Consider the following 24775-nt stretch of genomic DNA (forward strand, 5'->3'; position numbering starts at 1 on the left):
GACAGGTGAACTGACACAATATCGACCGTACTCATCCGTCCTTGAGATGTTCCATGCAGATCCGTCGGTGTAGCACGCTGTTCTTTGAACTTCGCGACGATGCAGTGTTTGATCTAGCGAAATTGCTTGTCGGCGGCGACGGCTTGAACCGACGTACACGATGGTTGGCACTTGCACCTCATCTTGATGCAGAAGTGGGTGTGGCAAGCGCTGAGCGCGAGTGGCTGAGCGAGCTGAGTCCAACACATTGGCAATCCATCGATCAGGCGCAGCCGCCACCGGCTTGGCTCGATCGTCTGATCGAGCAGGGCCTTGTCATCAGCGATCAGCCAGAGCACGCGTTGCATCGCGAGAATGACGAGCAGGTCAAGCAACAGCGATGGTGGCCTTTGGCTGCGCTGTGGCACCGGTTCGCACGCTGGAAAGGCGAAGACAGCGTCGCAACGATGGAGGCGCAGGGCCTGACGACAGCAGAAGGCATGGCCGAGCGGCTGGGAGCGCCGCCGGCGGAGGTGATCGATCGCGGTGAGGGAGGCATGCAAGCGCGCATTATGCTGCCGCGCGCGGTTCCCGGTGTGTTCGATGACCTGCTGTCCCGCCGCGTCACGTGCCGTAATTTCGATGTCGATCGCTCACTGTCGCGTGCCTTATTGGCGCAGATGCTCGAACGTAGCGTCATGGCGAGTGGACGAGTCGAGGTTGGGCACGGCACCGCATTCTTGAAGAAGCCGGTGCCTTCGGGAGGGAGTCTGCATCCCACCGAAACCTATTTGCTGGTACAGCGTGTCGAGGGCGTTGCGAGTGGCCTCTATCACTACCGTCCGATGGAGCATGCATTGCAGCCACTGCCGTTGCCTTCGCAGCCACTGGCAGATATCGCACGCCAAGCGCTGTCTGGGCAGCACTGGTTTGCCGATGCGCCGGTCCTGCTAATTCTTGCGCCGCGTTTTCTACGTAGCTTCTGGAAATATCGAAATCACGCCAAGGCGTATCGCGCAATGATTCTGGATGTCGGCCACATCGCACAAACACTCTATTTAAGCGCGACCGATCTGGGACTTGGCGCATTTGTCACCTCGGCAATCAACGAAGTGGACATCGAACAGGCGCTTGGCTTGGATGGGCTGCAAGATGGCCCGTTGGCCATCTGTGGATTCGGTTGGCGCACCGAGCAGATGAAGCACACCGAGCTGGATCCCGCTGGTGTGGTTTGGTCGACCAGTCGCGATCAAACGGAGGGTTGATCTGCAGGGCATCGACATGGCGGGCGGTGACAGCGCAAGGCTTTGAGCTGGTCGTCTTTCACATGCATGTGCTGCCGGGATCGCCTGTTGATGTTCCATTCGACGATCACGCAATTCGGGCCATGATTCACCGGTTCTGCCGGAGACTGCGATCGGCGCCCGCCGGACAGGCGAGCGCTCTCACAGATGCAAAGCGTGACGTAAGAGTGACGTTCCGGCCTACTTCCGAATCGCCTGCGTATGCGTCTTCAACGCGTCGCTCAGGCCGGTGACCTTGTCGGCGCCTTCCGGGACGGTGATGCTGGAGCCTTCGAAGTCGGCGCCGATCGGTTGCGCGCGGCCGCCCAGGCATTGGCTCAGGAACGCTTCGGTCACCGCGTTAAAGGCCTTGCTGTTTTCCGGGCGCCTGAAGCCGTGGCCTTCGTCGGGGAACAGCACGTAGGTCACCGGGATATTCTTGGCCTTCATCGCGTTGACGATCTGGTCGCTCTCGGCCTGTTTGACGCGTGGGTCGTTGGCGCCCTGGCCGATCAGCAACGGCTTGCTGATCTTCTCGACATGGGTCAGCGGTGAGCGTTCGGTCAGCCATTGTTTGCCGGCTTCGGTGGCGGGGTCGCCCATGCGCTTGGTCAGCTGTTTGTAGAAGCTGGCCCAGTACGGTGGCACGGTGCCGAGCAGGGTATTGAGGTTGGCAGGCCCGACGATATCCACGCCGCACTTGAATGCGTCCGGCGTGAAGGTCATGCCCACCAGTGTGGCGTAGCCGCCGTAGCTGCCGCCCATGATGGCGACCTGGTCGGGCTTGGTGACGCCCTGCTTGACCGCCCACTGCACCGCGTCGAGCAGGTCGTCGTGCATCTTGGCGGCCCACTCGCCGTTACCGGCGTTGGTAAAGGCCTTGCCGAAGCCGGTGGAGCCGCGGAAATTCACCGACAGCACCGCGTAGCCGCGATTGGCCAGCCATTGTTCGTAAGGACCGTAGCCATAGCTGTCGCGCGCCCAAGGCCCGCCATGCACGAACAGCACCAACGGCACCGGTTTGTCGGCCTTGCCGTCGTGGTTGGCGTCGGCTTCGGCGGGGAGAGTGAGGTAGCTGACCAGGGTGAGACCATCGCGCGCGGTCAGTGCCTGCGGCCACATCGGCACCAGCGGCTTGCCCTCGAGCGCGGGGCGGGCGGAGAACAGCTTGCTCAGCTTGCCGCCGTCGCCACGGTCGTAGCGGTAATAAGTCGTCGGCGTTTCCGCGGCCGAGTAGGCGACGATCCAGGTGCGATCGTCGAGCGTGCGTGCGGCCACGGCGGCATCGCCGGGTCCGAGCGATTTGAGTTTCTGCAGGTCGGCAGCGATCCCGGTGTCCAGCGCCTTCCATTCTTCGCGCAGATAATCGGTAGACACCGCCTGTACCACGCCGGTCTTGGGGTCGCTCAAGGTACTGCCGACGTCGACCTTCGCGTTCTCGAACAGTAGCGTGCGTGCATTGCTGGCGGTGTCGATGGCGTACAACGCGGACGTATCGCGGTTGCGCGAATCCTGCATGTACAGCGTCTTGCCGTCGTCGGTCAGTCCTTGCGGGGAGGTGTTGGTGACATCCTCGAACGGAATGCGATCCACGCTCTTCCACGCCTTGCCATCGGCCACCAGCAACTCCCTGCCGGCATCGTCGGTGGCACGGGTTGCGTAGCGCAGCTGGTAATCGCCGTCGAGCAGATAGGTGTCCAGATTGTCGGTATTCTTCTGTACCAGGGTGCGCTTCCCCGATGCCAGATCGACCCGATATAGGTCATGCCACTTGGCGTCGCGGTCGTTCATGCCGACCATGATCGATTCCGGGTGATGCGCGCTGACCCCGAACACCTCGGCATTGGTTTTCTGGAACGGGGTGAGATCCTTGCTGCTGCCATCGCTCAGGTTGACCGAGAACAGATGGAAATCCTCGTCGCCGCCGTTGTCGCGCAGGTACAACAAGGTGTCGGTGTGATGGGTCCAGAAATAGCTGCGGATGCCGCGCGCGGTGTCTTTGGTAATGGCGCGTGCCTGATCCGGTGCATCCACCGGCGCGACCCAGACGTTAAGCACGCCGTTCAGCGGAGCCACCCAGCTGAGGTATTTGCCATCCGGACTGATGCTCACGTTTGCGCGCTCGGGATTGCCGAACAGCGCGTCGCGGGTGATCAGTTCCGGCGCCGCCGCTGGTGCAGGCGTGGCAGCCGGCGTCGGGGTCGCCGCAGTGCTGTCGGCCGGTGCGGTCTTGTCGCTGCAGGCGGACAAGGCCAGCAGCATGCTGGAAACAAGAAGCAGGCGTTGCATGAAAGTCTCCGGTGGGGATCGCGGCCAATCCAGCCGATACTGCCACGCTAAGACCAGGACCGACGCGCGCGGACGTGCCGTTGGTCACCCTGCCGGGTGGGGCTACGCTTTCGCGGACACGAATTCCACCAGCAAGGTGCCATCGGCGACCAGATCGCCTTCGGTCACCAGGTAGGCCTGCACCGTGCCGTCGCTGGGGGCGTGCAAGGTGTGCTCCATCTTCATCGCCTCCATGACCACGAGTGCCTGCCCACGCGTCACCGGTTCGCCTACCGGTGCGGTCAGCGACACGATGCGGCCGGGCATTGGCGCAGTCAGGCCACCTCCGGCGTGCGCCGGTTGATCGGCCTCGACCAGGGCATCGTGATGACGGAAGAGCGCACTGCGCGTGGCATCGCGCAAGGTCACCGCGGAGCCGTCGTGCAGCGCTTCTACGCGCCATTGCCGGCCGTCCAGCTCCACGCGCAGCGCGCTGTCGTGTGCGTGGTAGCGCAGCGTGTGTGTGGCGCCTGCGTGCGTGACCTGCCAGGCATCGGCGGTTGGGCGCAATGCAAGCACGCGGCGCTCGCCGGCGGCCTCTAGTGTCACGCTGCGTGCAGCCTGCAGGCCGATGCGCCATCCGTCGCGGGCCTGCCACGGCGAGTAAGGGTCGGCCGGATCAGTGCTGGCGACTGGCGCGTGTTCGGCAAACAACACCGCTGCCAGGCACCACCATGCAAGCTGCGGTGCGGTTACCTGCGGAAACAGCGCCGCCTGCTCGCGTTCGATCAGCGCGGTATCCAGATCGGCCGTCGCAAACGCGTGGGTGCCGACCAGACGCGCAAGGAACGCGCTGTTGGTGGTGACGCCCACTGCATGCACCTGTGCCAGCGCCTCGCGCATACGCGCCAGTGCGGCGGGGCGGTCGACATCCCAGACAATGAGTTTGGCGATCATCGGGTCGTAATACGGGCTGATGGTGTCGCCTTGCTCCACGCCTGCATCGATGCGCACATGCGCGCTGGCAGCCGGCAACTCCAGCTGGCGCAGGGTACCGGTGGACGGCAGAAAACCGCGGTCGGCATCTTCGGCATACAGACGCGCTTCCAATGCATGGCCGTGGATACGCAGCGCATCCTGGCGTTGCGGTAGTGGCCCGCCTGCGGCCACGCGCAGTTGCCATTCGACCAGATCGGTGCCGGTGATCAACTCGGTCACCGGGTGTTCCACCTGCAGCCGGGTATTCATTTCCATGAAGTAAAAATCGCCATCCGGCCCGGCGATGAATTCCACCGTGCCTGCGCCGACGTATCCCACCGCGCGCGCCGCATCCACCGCTGCCTTGCCCATCGCCGCGCGGCGATCTTCGGTCATGCCGGGTGCCGGTGCTTCTTCCAGCACCTTCTGGTGCCGGCGTTGCACCGAGCAATCGCGTTCGAACAGATACACCACCTCGCCCTGCGTATCGCCGAACACCTGGATCTCGATATGCCGCGGACGCTCGACATATTTCTCCACCAGCACGTGCGCATTGCCGAACGCCGATTGCGCCTCACGCTGGCAGCTGGCCAATGCCTCGTCGAACGCGGCGCTGGTATCGACCCGCCGCATGCCCTTGCCGCCACCGCCGGCGCTGGCCTTGATCAACACCGGGTAGCCGATGGCATCGGCTTGCGCACGCAAAAACGCAGGCGCTTGTTCGTCGCCGTGATAGCCCGGCGTCAACGGCACGCCCGCACGTTCCATCAAGGCCTTGGCGGCGCTCTTGTCGCCCATCGCACGAATCGCGCTCGCAGGCGGGCCGATGAACACAATGCCGGCCCGCGCGCAGGCCTCGGCAAACGCGGCGTTTTCAGAAAGAAATCCGTAACCGGGGTGAATCGCCTGGGCACCGCTGACGCGTGCCGCATCGATAATCGCATCGCCGCGCAGATAGCTCTGTTGCGCCGGTGCCGGGCCGAGATGGATCGCTTCGTCGGCCAGACGCACATGCCGCGCATCGCGGTCGGCGTCCGAATACACCGCCACCGTGGCAATACCGAGCTTGCGGCAGGTCGCCATGATCCGGCACGCGATCTCGCCGCGATTGGCGATCAGGATCTTGTCGAACGGCCGCTGCGGTGCTGTGGCGATGGAGTCGTGCTGTGTCATCGGGTCGGTCTCTGCACATCGCCAGCGTGGCCGGCAGTCGTGCGATTAAAGTCGTGCGATTAAAAGCGCGGATGTGTCGTTGTGCGAAGACAGCAGGTGCGATGCATGCGTTGGAGACGGACGGGTGACGCTGACATCTGGTCGAACACGCTACCTGTCTGGCGATGGAGCAAGCGCAGCGCGCAGCCGGCAACACCTGCAGTGCCTGCCAGCACACGCTGCCGCTTACATGCGAAATACGCCAAAACGCGTTGGCTCGATCGGCGCATTCAACGCCGCCGACAAGCCCAGGCCCAGCACACGGCGTGTATCGGCCGGATCGATGATGCCGTCGTCCCACAGCCGAGCGCTAGCGTAGTACGGATGGCCCTGCTGCTCGAACTGCGCGCGGATCGGCGCCTTGAAGGCATCTTCGTCGTCGCCCGACCACGCGCCACCCTTTGCTTCGATGCCGTCGCGGCGCACCGTGGCCAACACGCTTGCGGCCTGCTCGCCACCCATCACGCCGATGCGCGCGTTCGGCCACATCCACAGGAAATTGGGCGAATATGCGCGGCCGCACATGCCGTAATTGCCGGCACCGAACGAGCCGCCGATCACCACGGTGAACTTGGGCACCTTGGCGCAGGCGACCGCCATCACCAGCTTGGCGCCGTCTTTGGCGATGCCGCCATGTTCGTATTTGCGGCCCACCATGAAGCCGGTGATGTTCTGCAGGAATACCAGCGGAATGCCACGTTGCGTGCACAACTCGATGAAGTGTGCGCCCTTCAACGCGGACTCGGAAAACAGGATGCCGTTGTTGGCGATGATGCCCACCGGGTAGCCGTGCAGGTGCGCAAAGCCGGTGACCATAGTGCTGCCATAGCGCGGTTTGAATTCGTCGAACTGCGAGTCGTCGACGATGCGCGCGATCACTTCGCGCACATCGAACGGCTTGCGCGTATCGGCGGGGATCACGCCATACAACTCGTCGGCGGCATGCCGCGGCGGCAATGGCGGCTGCAGCGCCAACGATGCAGCCGGTTTGCGCCAGTTGAGCTGCGCAATGATCGCGCGCACGCGCGCCAGCGCCTGCAGATCGTTGTCGGCAAAATGGTCGGCCACCCCGGAGATGCGCGTGTGCACATCGGCGCCGCCCAACTCTTCGGCGCTGACTTCTTCGCCGGTGGCGGCCTTGACCAACGGCGGGCCACCGAGAAAGATCGTGCCCTGTTCGCGGACGATCACTGTTTCATCGCTCATGGCCGGCACATACGCACCGCCGGCGGTGCATGACCCCATCACGCAGGCGATCTGCGGGATGCCCTGCGCCGACAGGTTGGCCTGGTTGTAGAAGATGCGCCCGAAGTGATCGCGATCGGGGAACACTTCATCCTGCAGTGGCAAGAATGCGCCGCCGGAATCGACCAGATAGATGCAAGGCAGGCGATTCTGTTGCGCGATTTCCTGCGCGCGCAGATGCTTTTTTACCGTCATCGGGTAATACGTTCCGCCCTTGACGGTGGCATCGTTGGCCACGATCACGCATTCCACGCCGGAGACGCGGCCAATGCCGGCCACCACGCCCGCACACGGCACCTGATCGTCGTACAGTCCATGCGCCGCCAAGGGCGCGATTTCCAGCAGGGCGCTGCCGGGGTCGAGCAGCGCGTCGATGCGTGCGCGCACCAGCAGCTTGCCGCGTGCGACATGCTTTTCACGCGCGGCCTCGCTGCCGCCGAGCGCTGTGTGCGCCAAGGTGCGGCGTAAGTCATCCACGACGACGCGCATCGCAGCGGCATTGGCCTGAAAGCTGTCGCTGCTGATCTGCAGCTGGCTGGTGATCACGCTCATGGTGGCTCCGTCAGGCGGTGCGTTCGAACAGCTCGCGGCCGATCAACATACGGCGGATCTCCGAGGTGCCCGCGCCGATCTCGTACAGTTTCGCATCGCGCCACAAGCGCCCGGTGGGGTAGTCGTTGATGTAGCCGTTGCCGCCCAGCACCTGGATTGCCTGGCCGGTGAGCCAGGTCGCCTTTTCGGCAGCGTACAAGATCGCCCCGGCTGCATCCTGGCGCGTCGTGCGCCCCGCATCGCAGGCGCGCGCCACCGCATACACGTACGCGCGGCAGGCATTGAGCCCGACGTACATGTCGGCCAGCTTGGCCTGCATCAACTGGAAGGTACCGATCGGCTCGCCGAACTGCTTGCGCTCATGCACATACGGAAACACCACATCCATCGCGGCGGCCATCAGTCCAAGCGGGCCACCGGCCAGCACCACGCGTTCGAAATCCAGCCCGGACATCAGCACGCGCACGCCACCGTTGAGCGTGCCCAGCACGTTTTCGGCGGGCACCTCGCAGTCGGTGAACACCAATTCGCAAGTGTTGGAGCCACGCATGCCCAACTTGTCGAGTTTCTGCGCGGTCGAAAACCCGGGCATGCCCTTTTCGACGATGAACGCGGTGATGCCGCGTGCGCCTGCATCCGGGTCGGTCTTGGCGTACACCACCAGCACATCGGCATCGGGGCCGTTGGTGATCCACATCTTGCTGCCGTTGAGCACGAAGCGGTCGCCGCGCGCGTCGGCGCGCAGCTTCATCGACACCACGTCCGAGCCGGAGCCGGCCTCGCTCATCGCCAGCGCGCCCACGTGTTCGCCAGTGCACAACTTGGGCAGGTAGCGCTGCTTCTGTTCGTCACTGGCGTTCTTGCGCAGCTGGTTGAGGCACAGGTTTGAATGCGCGCCGTAGGACAGCCCGATGGCGCCGCCGGCGCGCGAGATTTCTTCCATCGCCACCACATGCGCCAAGTAGCCCATGCCGCTGCCGCCGTATGCTTCTTCCACGGTGAGCCCGAGCAGGCCCTGTTCGCCGAACAGGCGCCATAGCTGCGACGGAAACACATTGTCGTGATCGGCCGCGGCGGCGAGCGGGGCGATATGGTGGCTGGCGAACGCCGCGACGCTTTCGCGCAGCAGATCGATCTCTTCGCCAAGCTCGAAGTTCAAGGACGGCACATGCATGGAGCGACTCCACAAGGATCGGGACGTGCCGGGTGGGAGCGGGCGAGCCGCACGGCGTATGTGGGGCAGCCTAGCGGTCCGCGACAAAAAAGTGAACTAAAATTCAACTATTGAACCCAGAATCACACCATGGCTTATCGACGCTCCGCCCTGATGGAAGAACGCCTGGCCGGCAATCGCGAACGCATCCTGCACGCGGCCCGCGCCCTGATCGCCGAAGGCGGCTATCGCAATGCCCCGATCACTGCGGTCGCCGCCGCCGCCGGGGTCTCGACCGGGCAGATTTATCGGCATTTCCCATCCAAAGCCGAGCTTTTCGTCGAAGTTCTCGACGCGGCGGTGCAGCGCGAGATGGCCATCCTGCGCGCCATCGCCACCACCGATGCCAGCGCGGCCGAGCGCCTGCGCAGCGCCATCGCCACCTTTGTGCGACGTGCGCTGGCCGGCCCGGCGCTCGCGTACGCCTTCATCGCCGAGCCGGTGGAGAGCGAGGTGGATGCCGAACGTATCCGTGGCCGTCGCCTGTTTGGCGAGGTGTTTCGTCAGCTGCTCGCCGAAGGCGTGGCAGCCGGAGAGTTCCCCGAGCAGTCGCTGGATGCGGCCGCGGCCTGCATCGTCGGCGCCTTTACCGAAGCCCTGGTCGGGCCGATTGCCCCCAGCCGGGGCGACCCGCAGCAGGGCGAGCACTTGGTGGAGGCGATCTGCGGCTTCTGCCTGCGCGCCGTGGGCGCAGCCGCGCCCGCCTGAGCATGCACTGACCATGTGTCCGGCTGTGCTGGATGGAGGCGGATTACTGTGCATATACTGTGCGCACTCCTTATCGAAGCACATATCATGGTCGCCGTCCTCAATCCGCTGTCCCTGACCGAGCGGCTACGCGCGCCCGATCGCACCATCCTCTCGCCGTCGGCCATGGCAGGCCTGCTGGAGTTGTCGCAGCAGGAGCTGGCCGAGCTTGCCGGCGTGCATCGCAACAGCCTGCGCGTGCACCCGGAGAGTCCGCGCGTGCAGGATCTGCTGCGCAACCTGTCGCGCCTGTTGGTGGCGATGGCACAGATCCAGCCGGACGAGCACCAAGTGGTGTTCCATCTCAAAAACACGCCGATCCCGGCGTTCGAATTCGCCACGCTGCTGGAAGTGGTCAAGCAGGGCCGCACCGACGACGCGCTGACGTATCTGCGCACCGTCGCCGCCGGGGCCGCGGGTTGAGGCTGAGCGCCCCGGCGCACTGCACGCTGTATCGCGCCTTCACTCCGCGCTGGGCCGCCGAACCGCTGAGTGGTGCGGGCGCCGCGCGATCCGGCGGGCGCTTCAACCGCTTCGGTCAGCCGGCGCTGTATCTGGCCATGGAACTGGACACCGCCGCTGCCGAATATGCGCAGGCGGCGCCGTTTCTGCCGCCGTTTACGCTGGTCAGTTATGCGGCCGCGTTGCCTGCGCTGGCCGACCTGCGCCTGCTCGACGCAAGCTGGGACGCGCTATGGGCCGACTGGACCGACGACTGGCGCAAGGCCCTGGTCAACAAGGTCGAGCCGGTCAGCTGGGTGCTTGGCGACATGCTGCGCGAGGCGCTGATTCCCGGCGTGATCTTCCCCAGCATGGCGGCGCCCAACGGCGTCAACGTGGTGCTGTTCCTGGACATGCTGCAGCCCGATGAGGTGCTGCGCGTGCTCGACGATGGGCGCCTGCCGCGCGATGGCCGCAGTTGGGGCGACCCGCCTACATCGGCGTAGCGGCGAGATGCGCGGCAGGTGCAGACCCTGCATCGAGCTCACCGGGTGTACTTGTGGTTGCGCTGCTGCGAATACGCGGCCCATCAATGTCCTGCAGATTGCCTGGTATTGCACACGGATGCAGCAATGCCGGGTGCGCGAATGGCATCGGCAACCATCACGAATCAGCGTACTGCCACCGCGACCACATCGCGCCCTACTTCAACCAGCCAGCAGCTGTGCCATGCCGGCCAGCATTGGTGCGACGAGCGCGGCAGGCAGGATCGCTCCACGTCGATACGGCAGCAGCCACAGCGATAACGGTGCCGCTGCAGCGGTCAATGTCCCCAGCCACAGCACCGGCCCGATGCCCCAGCCCTGCGCACGCACCGCGAGGCCAAACGTGCACAGCAACAGCACCCAACCAACGATGCGCAGCTGCCGCGTGCGGGCCGCGTCCAGGTTGCGGCCGCGCACCTCGTGCTTATGTTTTTCCATGGACAGGCATAGCGCGGCGAATCCGGAAAAATTCAGCGTCAGCAACAGCAGCACGCTCATGCGCCTTCCTGCACGGGGACGTTGTTTTGCACCGCAGTCGCAGTCTTGGTGCGTGCGCGGCGCGCGGCTGCCGATTGCGGCGCCTTCCACCGTTGCAGGCGCCAGCCGGCGATACCCAGGCACACGCCCAGGCCCAGGCAGACCAGATCGACACCGGCCAGCGCCCATTGCCCGGCCGGCAGCGTCACGCCCAGATGCACGTCGGTGGTCAGTGCGTTGACTAGCGGCACCAGCGCGAACAAGGCGGCGCCTATGTACAGCTGCCAGCTCCACATCGCGCGACGCGGCCACACAAAGGCGGCCAGCAACGCAGTGCCCCAGGCGGCGAAGAACAGGTTCGCTTCCATCGCCGCGCGCGATTCCAGCGTCACCGGCAACAGTCGGTTGGCCCAGAAGAAACTGGCAAAGGCGATCGGCAAGCCGGCTACCGTGCCGATATTGAGTGCATCGACCAGGCGCAATCCAAACCCGATACGGCCGGCCTTCAGATGCTTGGGCCGTTCTTTCACCGCCCACATCACCACGCCGCTGGCCACCATCAAACAGCCCAGCAGTCCGGAACTGAAAAACAGCACGCGTAACCAGGGGCCGGCGAAGTGCGCGATATGCAGGCCGACCATCACGCCGCGTGTTTCGCTCGCGCCACCGGGCACGCGACTGCGTTGCAAGCGCTCGCCGCTGACCGCGTCGTACAGCATCGACGGCGCGGTGGTGGACAGCTTGGCTGCCAACTGGCTCACGCCAACGGCGGCATGCGCATCGTTGGGCAGCGACACCGCCACGTTGCCGATGTCGGCCCCATGCAGATCGCGGCGCGCACGCTCCACAAACTGCCCCAACGGCAGCATTGGCGCCCGCGTACCGGCCGCTTGCCGCGTGTCTGCTACGCGGTTGGCCGACTCGTCGTAGAAGCGCATCTCGTCGTCGGCGTAGCGTGCCTTGATGCCCCACGGCAGGTACATGAACATCAAGGTCACGATGCCGGTATAGGTGATCATCGCGTGGTAAGGCAACGCGGTCACCGCGCTGACGTTATGGAAATCCAGCCACGAGCGCAGGCCTTTGCCCGGGCGGAAGGTAAAGAAGTCCTTGAAGATCTTCTTGTGCGTGATCACGCCGCTGATGATCGCCACCAGCATGAACATCGCGCAGAACCCCACGATATAGCGCGCCCACAGCACCGGCAGATAATGCAGATCGAAATGCAGCCGGTAGAAGAATTCGCCGCCGAGCGTGTCGCGCGCGGCGATCTCCTGGCCGGTGGTCGGGTCGATGATGGCATTGCCGTACAGCTGCCCACGGCCTGCCGGTTTGCCGTCGGCGGGCGCAGGGTTTTGCCAGTACATGCTCACCACCGGGTTGCGCGTTTCCGGCAAGGTGATGTTCCAGCTCAACGCATCGGCCGCATGCGTTTGCAGATAGCGTTCGGCGCTGCGCAGTGCGATCTCTGTGCTCACCGTGGTGGTGGGCAGCTCCGGGCGCATCCAGCGGCTGATTTCGTCGCGGTAATAACTGGCCGTGCCGCCCATGAAGATCAGCAGCAACACCCAGCCGACCAGCAGCCCGGTCCAGGTATGCAACCAAGCCATCGACTGACGGAATCCCTGCTTCATGCCATACCCCGTTGCAGCCAGCCCGCCAGCGCAAACATCAGCGCTGCCGGCACTGCAATGCCGGCCCAGGCACGCCAGACGTTGGCGGTGGCGAATGCCCACAGCGGCGCGCACGCACACACCACAATGCCCACCAGCATGCTGGTCAGCACCGCTTCGCTACGCGGCAACGGCAAGACCAGTGCAAGCAAGAGATTAGTCGCGCTGGCCAGCGCGTAGCCGCCGAAAATCGCCGCCAGCGTGCGCGCAAGCACGCCCAGCCACGGGCGCCGGAACCACGGAAGCGACAGGGGCGATGCGCTGGACATCAGGCGGGCGGCAGACGTGGATGAGCGGGAGCGATGCTTATTCGGCGACGAAGGTGAGTGTGCTGATGTGATGCACCATCGACACCTGCTTGCCGGCGATCTCACGCGTCACCGGCTCCTTGTTGTTGACCACCAGGATGTGGCGACCGGCGCGCAGCGCGGGCAGGGTGACCTGGCCGTTGTCGTCGGAGGTCAGGGTCTTTTGCCACTTCTGCGGGTCGATCACGGTGACCTCGGCCTTGGGCAGCGGCTTGTTGCGATAGAGCACGGTCAGCGTGCTGCCGTTGGCGGCGGTGGGCACTAGCTCCAGATCGAGCTTGCCCGCCGGCGTGCTGCGCCCGGCACGAGCGTAATAGCTCACCGTCTCGAACCCGCCGGCTTCGCCCTTCCACGGCTCGAACACGCTGTCATCGCGCAGCCATGCATCGCCGGCGCCAGCCAGCGGCGCGGTCAGGACGTCGTTGCCGCGCGTCAGGGCGCCAGCCTTGCCGGCGGTGCCGAACACGCTCGGCTTGACCACGCGCTTGATCTCGTCCTGGCCGTGGTCGAGGGTCTCCTGCGCGGGCTCGCCGAAGAAGATGCGGACCGGGCCGCTGCCATCGCGTTCGATCCAGATTTCGTGGGCCTGGGCGGACACACTGATGCTGGCCAAAGCCAGGCAGGACAGCAGGAAGGACTTCATGGCGGCGACTCCTCGTAGACGGGACCGGGCGAGGCAGCAGGCGCGTCACCGTGGGTTGATGGGAATGATACGCAATTCCCTTCGCAGAGACCAACGTGTCATGCGGCATTGCGGCAATTCGTCGGCGGGCGCGAGCGTGGCCGCGCACGGGAGCGACAGCCCGTCAGGGCGCAGCGCACATCGCGGCAAAAACTGTCATGCACGCTGGTCAGACTGGCATGAACTGTGCTCTATACTCCGGCGCTAGCAGAGGTCTTCGACCAACAGCCAGGGGTGAGCGCGTGCGGAATTACGACCTCGAGTTCCTGAAAAAATTCTCGATGGTGATCGGTTTACTGGTGGTGATCACCCTGGGCTTGATCGCCCTGGCAGCCTATTTGCAACGTGCCATTCCCGATGATGTCTCGCCGACTGCCGCCAAGCGCGTACAGCAGCGCATCGCACCGGCTGGCGCGGTGTATGCCGGCACCACCGGTGCAGCCGCACAGGCTGCGGCCCAGGCGGCCGCGCTGGCCAAGGCATCCTCGCAGTCCGCCTACGGTGGCACCACCGACGGCAAGACCATCTTCAACAACCTGTGCACCGCCTGCCACACCACCGGCGTGGGCAAGGCGCCGACGCTGGACCATTCGCATTGGGACGCGCGTATCGCCCAGGGCAAGGACACCTTGTACAAGCACGCGATCGAGGGCTACACCGGCCCGGATGGCGGCATCATGCCGCCCAAGGGTGGCAACCCGGGGCTGACCGAAGAACAGGTGCGCGCCACTGTCGACTGGATGCTGGGCAATCTGAAATAAGAGCAGCTAACAAACCGACTGTACTCACCGCCAGGCGAGCGCGGCCGGTGCTGGGTGCGGCATGGTCCACGCGTCCACTCCGGTTCCTCCGCGCCGTCCACACCCAGCTGACGACTGTTCGCTACGTTTTGCTAACCGCTTCAAGTCGTTGCGGGATCGGGCCTGGCTGAAGGCCGGCCCGTGTCCACTGCGGTGGGGGCGTCTGCTGAGGCGGCTTGTCGGGTCGATTGCGCTTCGTTGCACGGTCGGCCAGTCAGCGCCGCACGACAACCGCGCTCACCCGCGGCCATTGGTTTGCACCATCTGTTCTGCATCATCTGCCGACGGATGATCTGGCGGCACTTCACTGCGGTTTGTTAGCCTGCCTCTGCGCCCCTGCCATCACGCGCCGCCTTTGGGGCGGCGTTTGCGTTTGATCCATTTTCTGGAGTGTTTCGATGTCGCGTTGCCCGCTGCTTGTGCTCGGTGTGATCGGTGTGCTGGCGCCGCTGCTATGCAGCGCGGCAGATAGCGCGCCGCAGCGTTTGTCGATTGCCGATGTACAGGGCGAGGACACCCGCAGTCCTTACGACGGCCGCGTGGTCGACGTGGAAGGCATCGTCACCGCCGATACGCGTGCCGGGCTGGCCGGCCTGTTCGTGCAGCAGCCCGGCTTCGAGCCGCGGCGCTCGCATGGGCTGTTCGTCACCGGTGCCGGCAATGCCGAGGTGGCGGTGGGCGATCGCGTCCGCATCGTCGGCACAGTGCGCGAGGTCTCGGCAGGCGGCGAGGCGAGTCTGACGTCGGTGGATGCCAGCAGCATCGAACGGCTCGCCAGCGGCCAGCCGGTGCCGGTGCGGATGCTCAGCGGGCCGCCATCCAATTGGGAAGCGCTGGAAGGCGAGCACGTGCGCATCGCCGCGCTGACGCTCAACGGCAGCGACCGTCTTGACACCTACGGCGAGCTGGTCGCCGCATTCGGCGGGCGGCTGTGGCAGCCGAGCGAAGTGGCCGCCGCCGGCACCCCGGCCTTTGCCCAGGTCGAAACCGAGAACGCGCGCCGCCGCGTGCTGCTGGACGATGCGCGCAATGGACGCAGCCCCAAGACGGTGTCATATCTGCAACCCGAGGCGGTGCTGCGCAGCGGCAGCCTGCTCAAGTCGGTCGACGGCATCGTCGACCAGCGCTACGACGGCCAATACCGCATCCAGGTGCTGAACTCGCTCACGCTGCCGGCCATGCCGACGGCGGTGGCGCCGCAGGTCGGCGGCGATCTGCGCATTGCCTCATTCAATCTGGAGAACTTCTTCAACGGCAATGGCCGCGGCGGCGGTTTCCCGACCAAGCGCGGCGCGCGCACGCATGAGCAATTCCAGGCCCAGCTGGCCAAGCTGGTTGCCACCATCGTGCCGCTGCAGGCCGACGTGGCTGCGCTGATGGAGCTGGAAAACGACGGCAACGGCCCCGACGCGGCCATCGCGCAGCTGGTGGCCGCGCTCAACGCCGCCGGCAAGGACAAGGACTGGCAGTTTGTCGATACCGCCAGCGGCCCGGGCGAAGACGCGATCCGGGTCGGCATGCTCTATCGCAGCTCGCAGGTTACCCCGGTGGGCAAGCCGGCCACGCTAACCGGCGGGCCGTTCGACAACCACAGCCGTGTGCCGCTGGCGCAGGCGTTCCGCAGCAGCCGCGGCGCCACCTTCGTGGTGGTCGCCAACCACTTCAAGTCCAAGGGCTGCGGCAACGCCAGCGGCGCCGATGCCGACCAGCAGGACGGCCAAGCGTGCTGGAATGCCACGCGCACCGAATCGGCCAAGCGCCTGCACCAATGGCTGCAGACCGACCCGACCGGCGCGCAGACCAAGCTGGCCGTGTTGCTGGGCGACTTCAACGCCTACGCAATGGAAACGCCGATGCGCAGCCTGCGCGCCAGCGGCTGGCAGGACGCCTTTGCGGTGGCTGGGGTGAAGCAGCCCTACAGCTACGTCTACGACGGCATGAGCGGGCGCCTGGACCATGCGCTGCTCAGCCCGGCGATGGCCAAGCAACTGCGCGGCGCAGTGGAATGGCACGTCAATGCCGATGCGATGGACGCCGCCGGCTACGCCAAGCGCAACCTTCCCGGCCCGTGGCGCAGCTCCGATCACGACCCGGTGTTGTTGGGCTTTTCGTTGTAGGCGACGCCGGGGCGCGGTGATCGCAGCGGTGCTGGTGCGCGCATGCAGCGGCCAACTACATACGTCGCCGTGTTGCCGGATCACGAAGGCATGTTGTCGCCGATGCCTGCGATCAGGCGCGTGTGCAGCAGCGACGCCGGCAAACGCCATCGCGCCGATAGCCGGTGCAGCGATCGCAGCGGCGAGTCTTCGCCAAAACGGCCATCAGCGCGTGTGATTGCACCGCCTGCGCGCAGTTTGAACGCCATCGTCTACAACGCTGTCTAGGCCGGGCCGGGCCGCAGCAGGTTTAGCTCTCACACCGCCCCACGCGGCGGCGCAGCCGCAGATTGAGCAGATGCGCGCTGGCCAGCAGCAGGCTGCCGGTGACCGTGATGGGGGTTTCCAGGGTACCGCCTGCAATGCCGCTGGCGCCCAACGCCAGGCCGGCCAGTCCAAGTCCCGCCAACGCCCACACCGGCGCCGGTAGCGCGTGGCGTCGATGCGTGCTCCACAGCGCGAAACCGCTCAGCGGCACCGCCGCAGCGGCAAACACCACGTGCACCCATTCGGCCCGGCTCCAGGCACCCAGCAGTGGCAGCGCAACGGCCAGCAGAGGCAGTGCCAGGCAATGCAGCAGGCACAGGCCGGACAAGGCGATGGCCGAGGTATCCAGTAACGAAGCGGTTGCACGCATGGACACGGTCTCGTTGAGTAATTGTTATATAGTAACACTTCACTCTCCCGAGGTTGTCCGGATGTCCCTGTCCCCCGCCCGCGATCCGCGTCTTCCCGTCACCGTGTTGTCCGGTTTTCTGGGTGCCGGCAAGACCACCTTGCTCAACCGCATCCTCCACAACCGACAGGGCCTGCGGGTGGCGGTGATCGTCAACGACATGAGCGAGATCAACATCGATGCGCAGCTGGTGCGCGACGGCGGCGCCGCATTGCGGCGGACCGAAGAGACGCTGGTGGAGTTCAGTAACGGCTGCATCTGCTGCACGCTGCGCGACGACCTGCTGCAGGAAGTGCGCAGGCTGGCCGAGCAGCGCCGCTACGACTATCTGCTGATCGAATCGACCGGCATCGCCGAACCGATGCCGGTGGCGGCCACCTTTGCAGTACGCGATGCGGACGGCTTCAGCCTGTCGGATGTCGCGCGCCTGGACACCATGGTGACGGTGGTGGACGGCAGCCGGTTCTTGGAGGATTTTGGCTCGGCCGCCACGCTGGCCGAGCTGGGTCAGCAAGCCGGGCCGGACGATACGCGCGGCGTTGTCCAACTGCTGGGCGAACAAGTCGAGTTCGCCGATGTGCTGGTGATCAGCAAGTGCGACCGTATCGATGCATCGCAGCTGCAACGTCTGCGCGCGGTGCTGCGTGCGCTCAATCGCGAGGCGGCGATGGTGGATGCGGCGCACGGGGATGTGCCCTTGCATCAGTTGCTCGATACCAAGCGGTTCGATTTCACCCGTGCGCAGCTGGCGCCGGGCTGGATGCAGGAACTGCGCGGTGAGCACACGCCGGAGACCGAGGAATACGGCATCAGCAGTTTCGTGTATCGCGCACGTCGGCCGTTCCACCCGCAGCGGTTTGCGCGCATGGTGCACAACGGGCTGCCGCAGGTGATCCGCAGCAAGGGATTTTTCTGGTTGGCCAGCCGCATGGATTGGGTAGGCGAGTTGTCCAGCGTGGGTGGCGCCACCCAGACCAATGCCGCCGGCTTCTGGTTTGCCGCACGTCATCGCGTGGATGCGCAATCGATCGGCGAGCGGCTGCAGACCAGCATCACGCCGCTGCCGTACACCGACATCGGTTGGCAGCGGCAGCAGACCCAATGCTGGACCGCGCCGCTGCCGCAGCTGCATGAAGTGGGCGATGCCATCGAGTACGTCGCCATGCAGCGGCTCTGGCACCCGCTATGGGGAGATCGTCGCCAGGAGCTCGCCGTGATCGGTGTGGAGATGGATACGACGCGCACGCGCGCTGCGCTGGACGCGTGCCTGCTCAGCGATCACGAACTGCGCCAGGGCCCGGCGCAATGGCAACTGCTGGAGGATCCGTTCCCGCAGTGGGAGCGTTGATGGCGGCGTCAATCACGCCATCGCCATCTGTGTGCTCGTCGCCCGGACGCGGGCTGGCGGCTCCCGGCGTGGCGTGCGGAATGCGCCGCCACGTGCCGTGGTGTCGGATGCCGGATGTGCGGCATCCGGGCGGGGTGAATTTGCGCTGAACCGACGTTTGGATCTTCAGTAGTAGCCGTTGTCGAGTGCCTCCTGATGGGCATCTCTTTCTTTCTCGAGGGCCTGTCGACGCTCTTCGGCAGTGGTTGGGATGCTTGCCATCAGGCGTGGCGCTCCCAGCCTTTCCAGTTGATCGTCTGTGCTTTTGACGATCTGTTCCAACGCAAGCATGTTTTGGTAGCCGTGCATCATGCGTTCCAGACGCTCTATCTGGTGGTCGTCTGTGTTTCCTTTCTTCAGAGACTCCAGTCGGCGTTCTGCGAGCGCGTAGTTTGCGTCCAAGACGCTTCTTTCGATTTTATTGTCGGCGAACATTTGTCGCAGTTTGATTAATTCGCGTCGATTGTGCTGCATGACGTCCCCCTGGACCATGGAATAACCGCTGGTCGTGGTTCGCGGTGCACGGATGTCTTGCATCGGTGCAAGCCCGACCAACAATGCATCGAGCTGACTCTTGCGGACTTCATTGCGCTCGGCGATCAGGGTCGCAAACTCAACGAGCAGCTGCTGCTCTTCTGGAGTTGCCTTCCGGCGTTCCTTCAGCAGCTGATTTTTAACTGCTCTGCAGTGCTGGTTGATCTCTAGCAACTGCCGATCCAGGCTGCGCAGCGAGCGTTGCCGACTGAGCTGTGGGGCCGGAGAAGGCATCGGCGCTGGCTTGGGTGGAATCGCCAAGGAATGTCTTGTAGGTGGGGCTTGCTCCAGCTGATTGTCGGTGCTTTCAGCCATCCGTTCCAGCGCAAGCATGTTTTCATAGCCTTGCATCATGCGTTCCAGCCGCGCTATCTGGTCGTGGGGTGCGTTGCCTTTCTTCAGAGACTCCAGCCGCCGTTGTGCGCGCGCATAGTTTCTGTCCACGACGCTTCTTTCTTCTTTGTCGCTGAATTTTTCTCTTATCTTGCGTAACTCGCGTCGATTGTGCTGCATGACGTCCATCTGGACCCTGGAGTGACCGCTGGTCGTGGCTCGCGGTGCACGGATATCTTCCATCGGTGCGAGCGCTACCAACATTGCATTGAGCTGACTATCGCTGACCTCCTTGCGCTGGGCGATCAGGGCCTGACGCTTATCGAGCAGCTGCCGCTCGTGCGGCGTTGCCCTCCGGCCTTCCTGTAGCAGCTGATTTCTAATTGCGTGGCAGTGCTGGGTGATCTCTGCCAGCTCCCGATCCAGGCTGCGCAGTGAGGGCTGCCGATTGGGCGGCAGGGCTGACGAAGGCGCCGACGACGGCTTGGGCGTGATCGGCATCGAATGCGATGCTGGCATGCGCTGCGGCGGCGGTTGCTCCTTGTCGCGGCGCATTGTTTCGGGGATGGGTGATTGAAAACGTTCATCGACGCGGTCTTGCCGCCCCTGCATCTGCTTGGTGCGACCGGGCATTGCGTTGGGCGACATGGGGGTGGTGCGCGGTGACGGACTCTCTGCTGTTTCAAGTGTCGGGGAGCCCATGCATGTCAGAGACAGCTGCTTGCGTAGCAATGTCAGCGATTTACGCGCTGAGGCGAGCATGCCGCGTTGAGATTTCGATACGCCTTGCGCTGCTGCGGACTTGGGGGCTTGAGAGAGCGCGTGCTTGGGGGACGTGCTGGCCTTTGACGTTGGCGTATCGGGTGAGGCTGGGCCGTGCGGTTCAGGGGCGACTCGATAACGGCTGCTCGAGAATGGATTCACGCGCATCACACACTCCCTTTGCTGGACCTGCTCTCAGAATAGCCAGTGCTGCAACCTCCCGCAGAGGCGAGTTGCGAACCAGCGTCGCGCCAGCCGAAAGCGCTTATCAGCTCAAATGCATCCCCCAGGCAATGGCAGCAATCGCCGGGGCCGCCAACAGCAGCCCCATCCACCCACGCCGGCCGATCCGCTCGCCAAACCCCAAGTTGCCCACGAGCGCTCCCAGGATGACCACGCCCAGATTCATGCTGGCGAAGACGGTGGCCGGGCTATGCGGCAGCAGCTGATGGGCGCGCACGTAACACAGGATGTTGCCGAAATTGAGCGCGCCGATGAGTACGCCGGCGAGCAGGTTTCGAAAGCTCAGACGCGCAACACGATCGCGGCGGATGCATTGAACGCCAAGCATCAGCACAAATGCCAGCGCAAAGCACAGCGTCAATGACGTCAACGACGGCGTACCGGCCTGTGCGATGTGCTTGAGCAGCAGATCGATGAGGGCAAAGCCCATCCACACCCCCGCCAGCCACGGCCAGCCGATCGACGGCGGCGCCGCATCTGCACCGCCGCCGTGACGTGGCCGTTGCAGGATGCAGACGATGGCCAGCAGTCCAAGGCCCAGTCCAGCCAGCTTCCAGCCGTTGACCGGCTCGCCAAACAGGGTGAAAGCCGCTGCCAGCGAGAGCAGGAGCGACAGCCGTTGTGCAATATCGGTACGTACGATGCCGGCGGTGGCCACCGCGCGTGCCAGCAGCATGAAAATCGAAGGCAATGCCCCCGCCAATGCAAACAATGCCAGCCAGGGCGTGGTCGGGGCGCGCAGCGTGTCCAGTGCCGGATGCAGGGTCAGCCATGCCAGCAGCGCGGCGGTGGCGTAGTTCCAGGTGATCGCCTGCGCAGCGTCCACGCGATAGTGCGGCAGCAGCTTGAGAACCACCGACACCAAAACACTGCAGACAACGGCAAACAGCAGAAAATGCATGGGCAACGCAACGAAGTGTGCAGGCAGGGCGATGAACGCGGCCGGCGGGGCGGCTATTATGAGGGCATGTCCAATCCTCCATTCCCCACCGAATCGGCAGCGTTGACGCTGGACGGCCCGGTCGGTCCGCTCGATGTCGCGGTCGACCTGCCCGAGCCGGACGTTGTCGCCCAGCCGGTCACCGCTATTTTCTGCCACCCGCTCTCCACCGAGGGCGGCAGCATGCACAACAAGGTCGTCACCATGGCCGCGCGCGCGCTGCGCGAGCTTGGCATCGCCGTGGTGCGTTTCAATTTCCGCAGCGTGGGCACCTCGGCCGGCAGCTTCGATCACGGCGACGGCGAGCAGGACGATCTGCGCGCGGTGGCCGATTGGGTGCGTGCGCAGCGGCCCGGCGACACGCTCTGGCTGGGCGGCTTCAGCTTCGGTGCGTATGTGTCGTTGCGTGCTGCCCGCGCGCTGGCGCCGCAGGTGCTGATCTCGATCGCACCGCCGGCCGGACGCTGGGATTTCAGCGACGTGCAACCGCCGGCGCAGTGGTTGGTGGTGCAGGGCGATGCCGACGAAATCGTCGACCCGCAGGCGGTGTACGCCTGGCTGGACACCCTGGAGCAGCAGCCCGAGCTGGTGCGCATGCCCGACACCAGCCACTTCTTCCACCGCAAATTGATCGACCTGCGCGGTGCGATCCAGCATGGTGTCCGGCGCTGGTTGCCGGCCGCTATCTGACCGCGGCATGGACCACGCGTATCGCCTGGCGATGCGCCGTTGAGCGGGCAGGGCAGCAGCCGGCCCGCGGAGAAGGTAATGAGTGAGATGACCCCGTCGCAGCGCTACGCCGCCGGCGTACAACGCGGCGACTGGCGCGCCGATCCTGCGCAGCAGGCGGCACTGGCGGAGCTGGACCGGATCCACGAGGCCTTGGTGGACAGCGCGCAGGACGGCTGGCTGGACCGGCTGTCGGCGTTCTGGAAAAAGCCCGAGCCGGTGCGCGGCCTGTATTTCTGGGGTGGCGTGGGGCGCGGCAAGACCTTCCTGGTCGATCTGTTCTACGACGGCCTGCCGATCAAGCAGAAGTACCGCACCCACTTCCACCGTTTCATGCGCGGCGTGCACGAGCAGTTACGCGAACACGCCGGGCAAAGCGATCCATTGGCCAAGATCGCCCAGCAATGGCGCGAGAATCTGCGCGTGCTGGTGCTGGACGAATTCTTCGTCACCGACATCGGCGATGCGATGTTGCTGGCGCGCCTGCTGGAGCGCCTGTTCGCCGAAGGCGTGACCCTGGTGACCACCTCCAACACCGCACCGGAAAACCTCTACGCCAACGGCCTGCAGCGCGACAGCTTCATGCCGGCGATCGGGCTGCTGCAGAAATTCTGCGTGGAGCTCTACGCCGAAGGCACCGAGGATTACCGCATGCGCGCACTCACGCGCTCACCGGTGTATCGCGCGCCGCTGGATGTGCAGGCCGACGACTGGCTGCTGCAGCGCTGGAGCGAGTTGAGCGGCAATGCCGAGGCACGCGGCGGCAATATCGAAATCGAAGCGCGCAAGATCCCGGTGCGCGCGCGCGGCAAGAGCATCGCCTGGTTCGACTTTGCTGCGCTGTGCGAAGGCCCGCGCGGCCCGGCCGATTACATCGAGATCGCCCGCGAATTCACCACCGTGTTGCTGGGTGGCATTCCGCATTTCGATCGCATGAACGAGGATGCCGCGCGGCGCTTCGTCAACCTGATCGACGAGCTATACGACCGCCACGTCAATCTGGTCTGCACCGCGCAGGATGCACCGCCAGCGTTGTACAGCGGCCAGCGCCTGGCCGGTGCCTTCGAGCGCACCGCCTCGCGTTTGATCGAAATGCAGAGCGCCGAGTATCTGGCCACTGCGCATCGGGCGTGAGCGCACGCGCGCGTCCTGCGCCGGGGCGCTACAAGATCGGCGCCATCGAAGAAGTGCGCGGGTAGAGCCAGTTTGGCGGCGGCGCGTTGTTGAACGAGATGCCATGGTTGCCTATCTACCCGTGACCCGTGACCCGTGACCCGTGACCTGTGACCCGCCAGCCGATGCTGCCGCCTGTCATGCCGGATGACCTGTTCCTGCCAGCCACTGGCTGCATGACGGCATGGCCGTGACGCTGTCTGCAGCGATCGAACGGCGCGACGACGGCGACAGCCAGGTTGCGCTGGGCACGTTCGCCATCCATCGGCAGAACGAACGCCACGCCATCGCGTCGAGCCATGGCAAGACCTGGCCTGCCGGTGTCGACAGGCGCCGGTAGGGGCCAGACGAACGTATGGCGACAAGGCTCCAGCAATCCATGGCAAACTAATTTCAAAAAATCGCTTGCAATTAAATGGTGCGCTATGTAAATTGCAGCCCATGGACACTGTCACCGCCACCAACGACCGCACCAATGCCCTGCTGCAGCTGGATAACCAGCTGTGCTTCGCGCTGTATTCGGCCAACCTGGCGATGCACAAGCTCTACCGCGGGCTGCTGAAGGATCTGGACCTGACCTATCCGCAGTACCTGGTGATGCTGGTGCTGTGGGAGACCGATAGCCGCAGCGTGTCGGAAATTGGCGAGCGGCTGTATCTGGATTCGGCCACGCTGACGCCGCTGCTCAAGCGGCTACAGAGCGCGGGCCTGGTCACCCGTACGCGCGCCGTCAGCGACGAGCGCCAGGTCATCATTGCGCTGACCGATGCCGGGCGCGCGCTGCGCAGCAAGGCCGGCCGCGTGCCGGAGCAGGTGTTTTGCGCCTCGGCCTGCTCGTTGGACGAACTGCGTCAACTCAAGCAGGAACTGGAAAAGCTACGCTCCAGCCTGGGTGCGGGATAAGCCTGTCCTCGCATCCAATCGCTTGATTCGTTAAATAGCACACTATTTAATCGCTAACAATTTGTTAACCGCGCACTGCGCTCACTCAGGAGAACCACCATGGCCTCACCCGAAAAGATCCTCTACACCGCCCACGCCACTGCCACCGGCGGCCGCGAAGGCCGTGCCGTGTCTTCGGACAATGCACTGGACGCCAAGCTGTCCACCCCGCGCGAACTCGGCGGCGCTGGCGGCGACGGCACCAACCCGGAGCAGCTGTTCGCTGCCGGTTACGCCGCCTGCTTCATCGGTGCGATGAAGGCCGTGGCCGCGCAGGACAAGCTCAAGCTGCCGGGCGAAGTCAGCATCGACAGCAGCGTCGGCATCGGCCAGATTCCTGGCGGCTTCGGCATCGCGGTCGAACTGCGCGTTGCCGTGCCGGGCATGGACAAGGCCGAACTGCAGGCGTTGGTCGACAAGGCCCACCAGGTCTGCCCGTACTCCAATGCCACCCGCGGCAACATCGACGTCACCCTGACGTTGGCCTGATTCCACCC

Annotated in this window: 23 protein-coding genes and 1 other RNA gene; 13 read left to right on the top strand and 11 right to left on the bottom strand. The window is 64.8% G+C overall.

The window, feature by feature from the left end:
- Window positions 1-53: 53 nt before the first annotated feature.
- The gene (locus ACCQ06_RS01485; protein WP_228324911.1) at window positions 54-1244 is read left to right on the top strand and encodes a putative peptide maturation dehydrogenase; all 1191 of its coding nucleotides are present in this window, start codon (window positions 54-56) and stop codon (window positions 1242-1244) included.
- 219 nt (window positions 1245-1463) lie between these two features.
- Here the strand turns inward: ACCQ06_RS01485 and ACCQ06_RS01490 are convergent, their stop codons facing one another.
- From ACCQ06_RS01490 to ACCQ06_RS01505, 4 genes are all read right to left on the bottom strand, one after another.
- A complete protein-coding gene (locus ACCQ06_RS01490) occupies window positions 1464-3551 on the bottom strand; it encodes a S9 family peptidase (RefSeq protein ID WP_228324912.1) in 2088 nt (695 codons plus the stop codon).
- 102 nt (window positions 3552-3653) lie between these two features.
- Window positions 3654-5681: an acetyl/propionyl/methylcrotonyl-CoA carboxylase subunit alpha gene (locus tag ACCQ06_RS01495; RefSeq protein ID WP_228324913.1), complete on the bottom strand. Its 2028-nt coding sequence runs from the start codon at window positions 5679-5681 to the stop codon at window positions 3654-3656.
- 225 nt (window positions 5682-5906) lie between these two features.
- Complete coding sequence (locus tag ACCQ06_RS01500; RefSeq protein WP_228324914.1) at window positions 5907-7517, bottom strand: carboxyl transferase domain-containing protein; 1611 nt, start codon at window positions 7515-7517, stop codon at window positions 5907-5909.
- Window positions 7518-7527: 10 nt separating this feature from the next.
- Window positions 7528-8691 (bottom strand): isovaleryl-CoA dehydrogenase, encoded by a 1164-nt coding sequence (locus tag ACCQ06_RS01505; protein WP_104615295.1) that lies wholly within the window; start codon window positions 8689-8691, stop codon window positions 7528-7530.
- Between the two features lie 129 nt (window positions 8692-8820).
- Between ACCQ06_RS01505 and ACCQ06_RS01510 the strand changes: the two genes are divergently transcribed.
- From ACCQ06_RS01510 to ACCQ06_RS01520, 3 genes are all read left to right on the top strand, one after another.
- Window positions 8821-9438, top strand: coding sequence for a TetR/AcrR family transcriptional regulator (locus tag ACCQ06_RS01510; protein ID WP_082473618.1), 618 nt, complete (start codon window positions 8821-8823; stop codon window positions 9436-9438).
- An 87-nt stretch (window positions 9439-9525) separates the two neighbouring features.
- Complete coding sequence (locus tag ACCQ06_RS01515) at window positions 9526-9900, top strand: hypothetical protein (protein ID WP_039424385.1); 375 nt, start codon at window positions 9526-9528, stop codon at window positions 9898-9900.
- Complete coding sequence (locus ACCQ06_RS01520; RefSeq protein WP_104615293.1) at window positions 9897-10424, top strand: RES family NAD+ phosphorylase; 528 nt, start codon at window positions 9897-9899, stop codon at window positions 10422-10424. Before ACCQ06_RS01515 ends, ACCQ06_RS01520 begins: the two co-directional genes overlap by 4 nt.
- Window positions 10425-10625: 201 nt before the next feature.
- On the opposite strand, the gene ACCQ06_RS01525 is transcribed toward ACCQ06_RS01520, so the two are convergent.
- Genes ACCQ06_RS01525 through ACCQ06_RS01540 form a run of 4 tightly spaced genes read right to left on the bottom strand, consistent with a single transcriptional unit; the run spans window position 10626 to window position 13564 of the window.
- Window positions 10626-10961 (bottom strand): DUF3325 domain-containing protein, encoded by a 336-nt coding sequence (locus tag ACCQ06_RS01525; protein WP_228324915.1) that lies wholly within the window; start codon window positions 10959-10961, stop codon window positions 10626-10628.
- Window positions 10958-12574 (bottom strand): PepSY-associated TM helix domain-containing protein, encoded by a 1617-nt coding sequence (locus tag ACCQ06_RS01530; protein WP_228324916.1) that lies wholly within the window; start codon window positions 12572-12574, stop codon window positions 10958-10960. The genes ACCQ06_RS01525 and ACCQ06_RS01530 overlap by 4 nt, the downstream gene beginning before the upstream one ends.
- A complete protein-coding gene (locus tag ACCQ06_RS01535) occupies window positions 12571-12882 on the bottom strand; it encodes a DUF3649 domain-containing protein (protein WP_316689937.1) in 312 nt (103 codons plus the stop codon). Before ACCQ06_RS01535 ends, ACCQ06_RS01530 begins: the two co-directional genes overlap by 4 nt.
- A 37-nt stretch (window positions 12883-12919) precedes the next feature.
- Entirely contained in the window at window positions 12920-13564 is a 645-nt protein-coding gene (locus tag ACCQ06_RS01540) for a DUF4198 domain-containing protein (protein WP_104615289.1), read from the bottom strand.
- Between the two features lie 281 nt (window positions 13565-13845).
- On the opposite strand from ACCQ06_RS01540, the gene ACCQ06_RS01545 reads away from it, so the two are divergent.
- The 3 genes from ACCQ06_RS01545 (at window position 13846) to ACCQ06_RS01555 (ending at window position 16520) form a co-directional block, all read left to right on the top strand.
- The gene (locus tag ACCQ06_RS01545) at window positions 13846-14364 is read left to right on the top strand and encodes a c-type cytochrome (RefSeq protein WP_316689938.1); all 519 of its coding nucleotides are present in this window, start codon (window positions 13846-13848) and stop codon (window positions 14362-14364) included.
- A gap of 61 nt (window positions 14365-14425) precedes the next feature.
- A non-coding RNA gene (locus tag ACCQ06_RS01550) (sX9 sRNA) lies at window positions 14426-14501 on the top strand.
- Window positions 14502-14801: 300 nt separating this feature from the next.
- Entirely contained in the window at window positions 14802-16520 is a 1719-nt protein-coding gene (locus tag ACCQ06_RS01555) for an ExeM/NucH family extracellular endonuclease (protein ID WP_316689939.1), read from the top strand.
- A 289-nt stretch (window positions 16521-16809) separates the two neighbouring features.
- On the opposite strand, the gene ACCQ06_RS01560 is transcribed toward ACCQ06_RS01555, so the two are convergent.
- Window positions 16810-17196: a MerC family mercury resistance protein gene (locus tag ACCQ06_RS01560; RefSeq protein WP_228324921.1), complete on the bottom strand. Its 387-nt coding sequence runs from the start codon at window positions 17194-17196 to the stop codon at window positions 16810-16812.
- Window positions 17197-17257: 61 nt separating this feature from the next.
- On the opposite strand from ACCQ06_RS01560, the gene ACCQ06_RS01565 reads away from it, so the two are divergent.
- Complete coding sequence (locus tag ACCQ06_RS01565; protein ID WP_104615285.1) at window positions 17258-18583, top strand: GTP-binding protein; 1326 nt, start codon at window positions 17258-17260, stop codon at window positions 18581-18583.
- A gap of 165 nt (window positions 18584-18748) precedes the next feature.
- On the opposite strand, the gene ACCQ06_RS01570 is transcribed toward ACCQ06_RS01565, so the two are convergent.
- Both ACCQ06_RS01570 and ACCQ06_RS01575 read right to left on the bottom strand, forming a co-directional pair.
- Window positions 18749-20137 (bottom strand): hypothetical protein, encoded by a 1389-nt coding sequence (locus tag ACCQ06_RS01570; protein WP_316689940.1) that lies wholly within the window; start codon window positions 20135-20137, stop codon window positions 18749-18751.
- Window positions 20138-20519: 382 nt separating this feature from the next.
- Window positions 20520-21395: an EamA family transporter gene (locus tag ACCQ06_RS01575; protein ID WP_228324923.1), complete on the bottom strand. Its 876-nt coding sequence runs from the start codon at window positions 21393-21395 to the stop codon at window positions 20520-20522.
- Between the two features lie 66 nt (window positions 21396-21461).
- Between ACCQ06_RS01575 and ACCQ06_RS01580 the strand changes: the two genes are divergently transcribed.
- The 5 genes from ACCQ06_RS01580 (at window position 21462) to ACCQ06_RS01600 (ending at window position 24767) form a co-directional block, all read left to right on the top strand.
- Entirely contained in the window at window positions 21462-22124 is a 663-nt protein-coding gene (locus ACCQ06_RS01580; RefSeq protein WP_316689941.1) for an alpha/beta hydrolase, read from the top strand.
- A 78-nt stretch (window positions 22125-22202) separates the two neighbouring features.
- Window positions 22203-23297, top strand: coding sequence for a cell division protein ZapE (zapE, locus tag ACCQ06_RS01585; RefSeq protein ID WP_104615282.1), 1095 nt, complete (start codon window positions 22203-22205; stop codon window positions 23295-23297).
- Between the two features lie 223 nt (window positions 23298-23520).
- Window positions 23521-23676, top strand: a complete 156-nt coding sequence (locus ACCQ06_RS01590; protein WP_316689942.1) for a hypothetical protein — start codon at window positions 23521-23523, stop codon at window positions 23674-23676.
- Between the two features lie 101 nt (window positions 23677-23777).
- On the top strand, window positions 23778-24239 hold the full coding sequence (locus tag ACCQ06_RS01595; protein ID WP_055853609.1) for a MarR family winged helix-turn-helix transcriptional regulator: 462 nt from the start codon (window positions 23778-23780) through the stop codon (window positions 24237-24239).
- Between the two features lie 99 nt (window positions 24240-24338).
- Window positions 24339-24767, top strand: coding sequence for an organic hydroperoxide resistance protein (locus ACCQ06_RS01600; RefSeq protein ID WP_055853607.1), 429 nt, complete (start codon window positions 24339-24341; stop codon window positions 24765-24767).
- The last annotated feature ends 8 nt before the right edge of the window (window positions 24768-24775 follow it).

The organism is Xanthomonas sp. NCPPB 4467, from assembly GCF_041475665.2.
Lineage (GTDB): Bacteria > Pseudomonadota > Gammaproteobacteria > Xanthomonadales > Xanthomonadaceae > Xanthomonas > Xanthomonas dyei.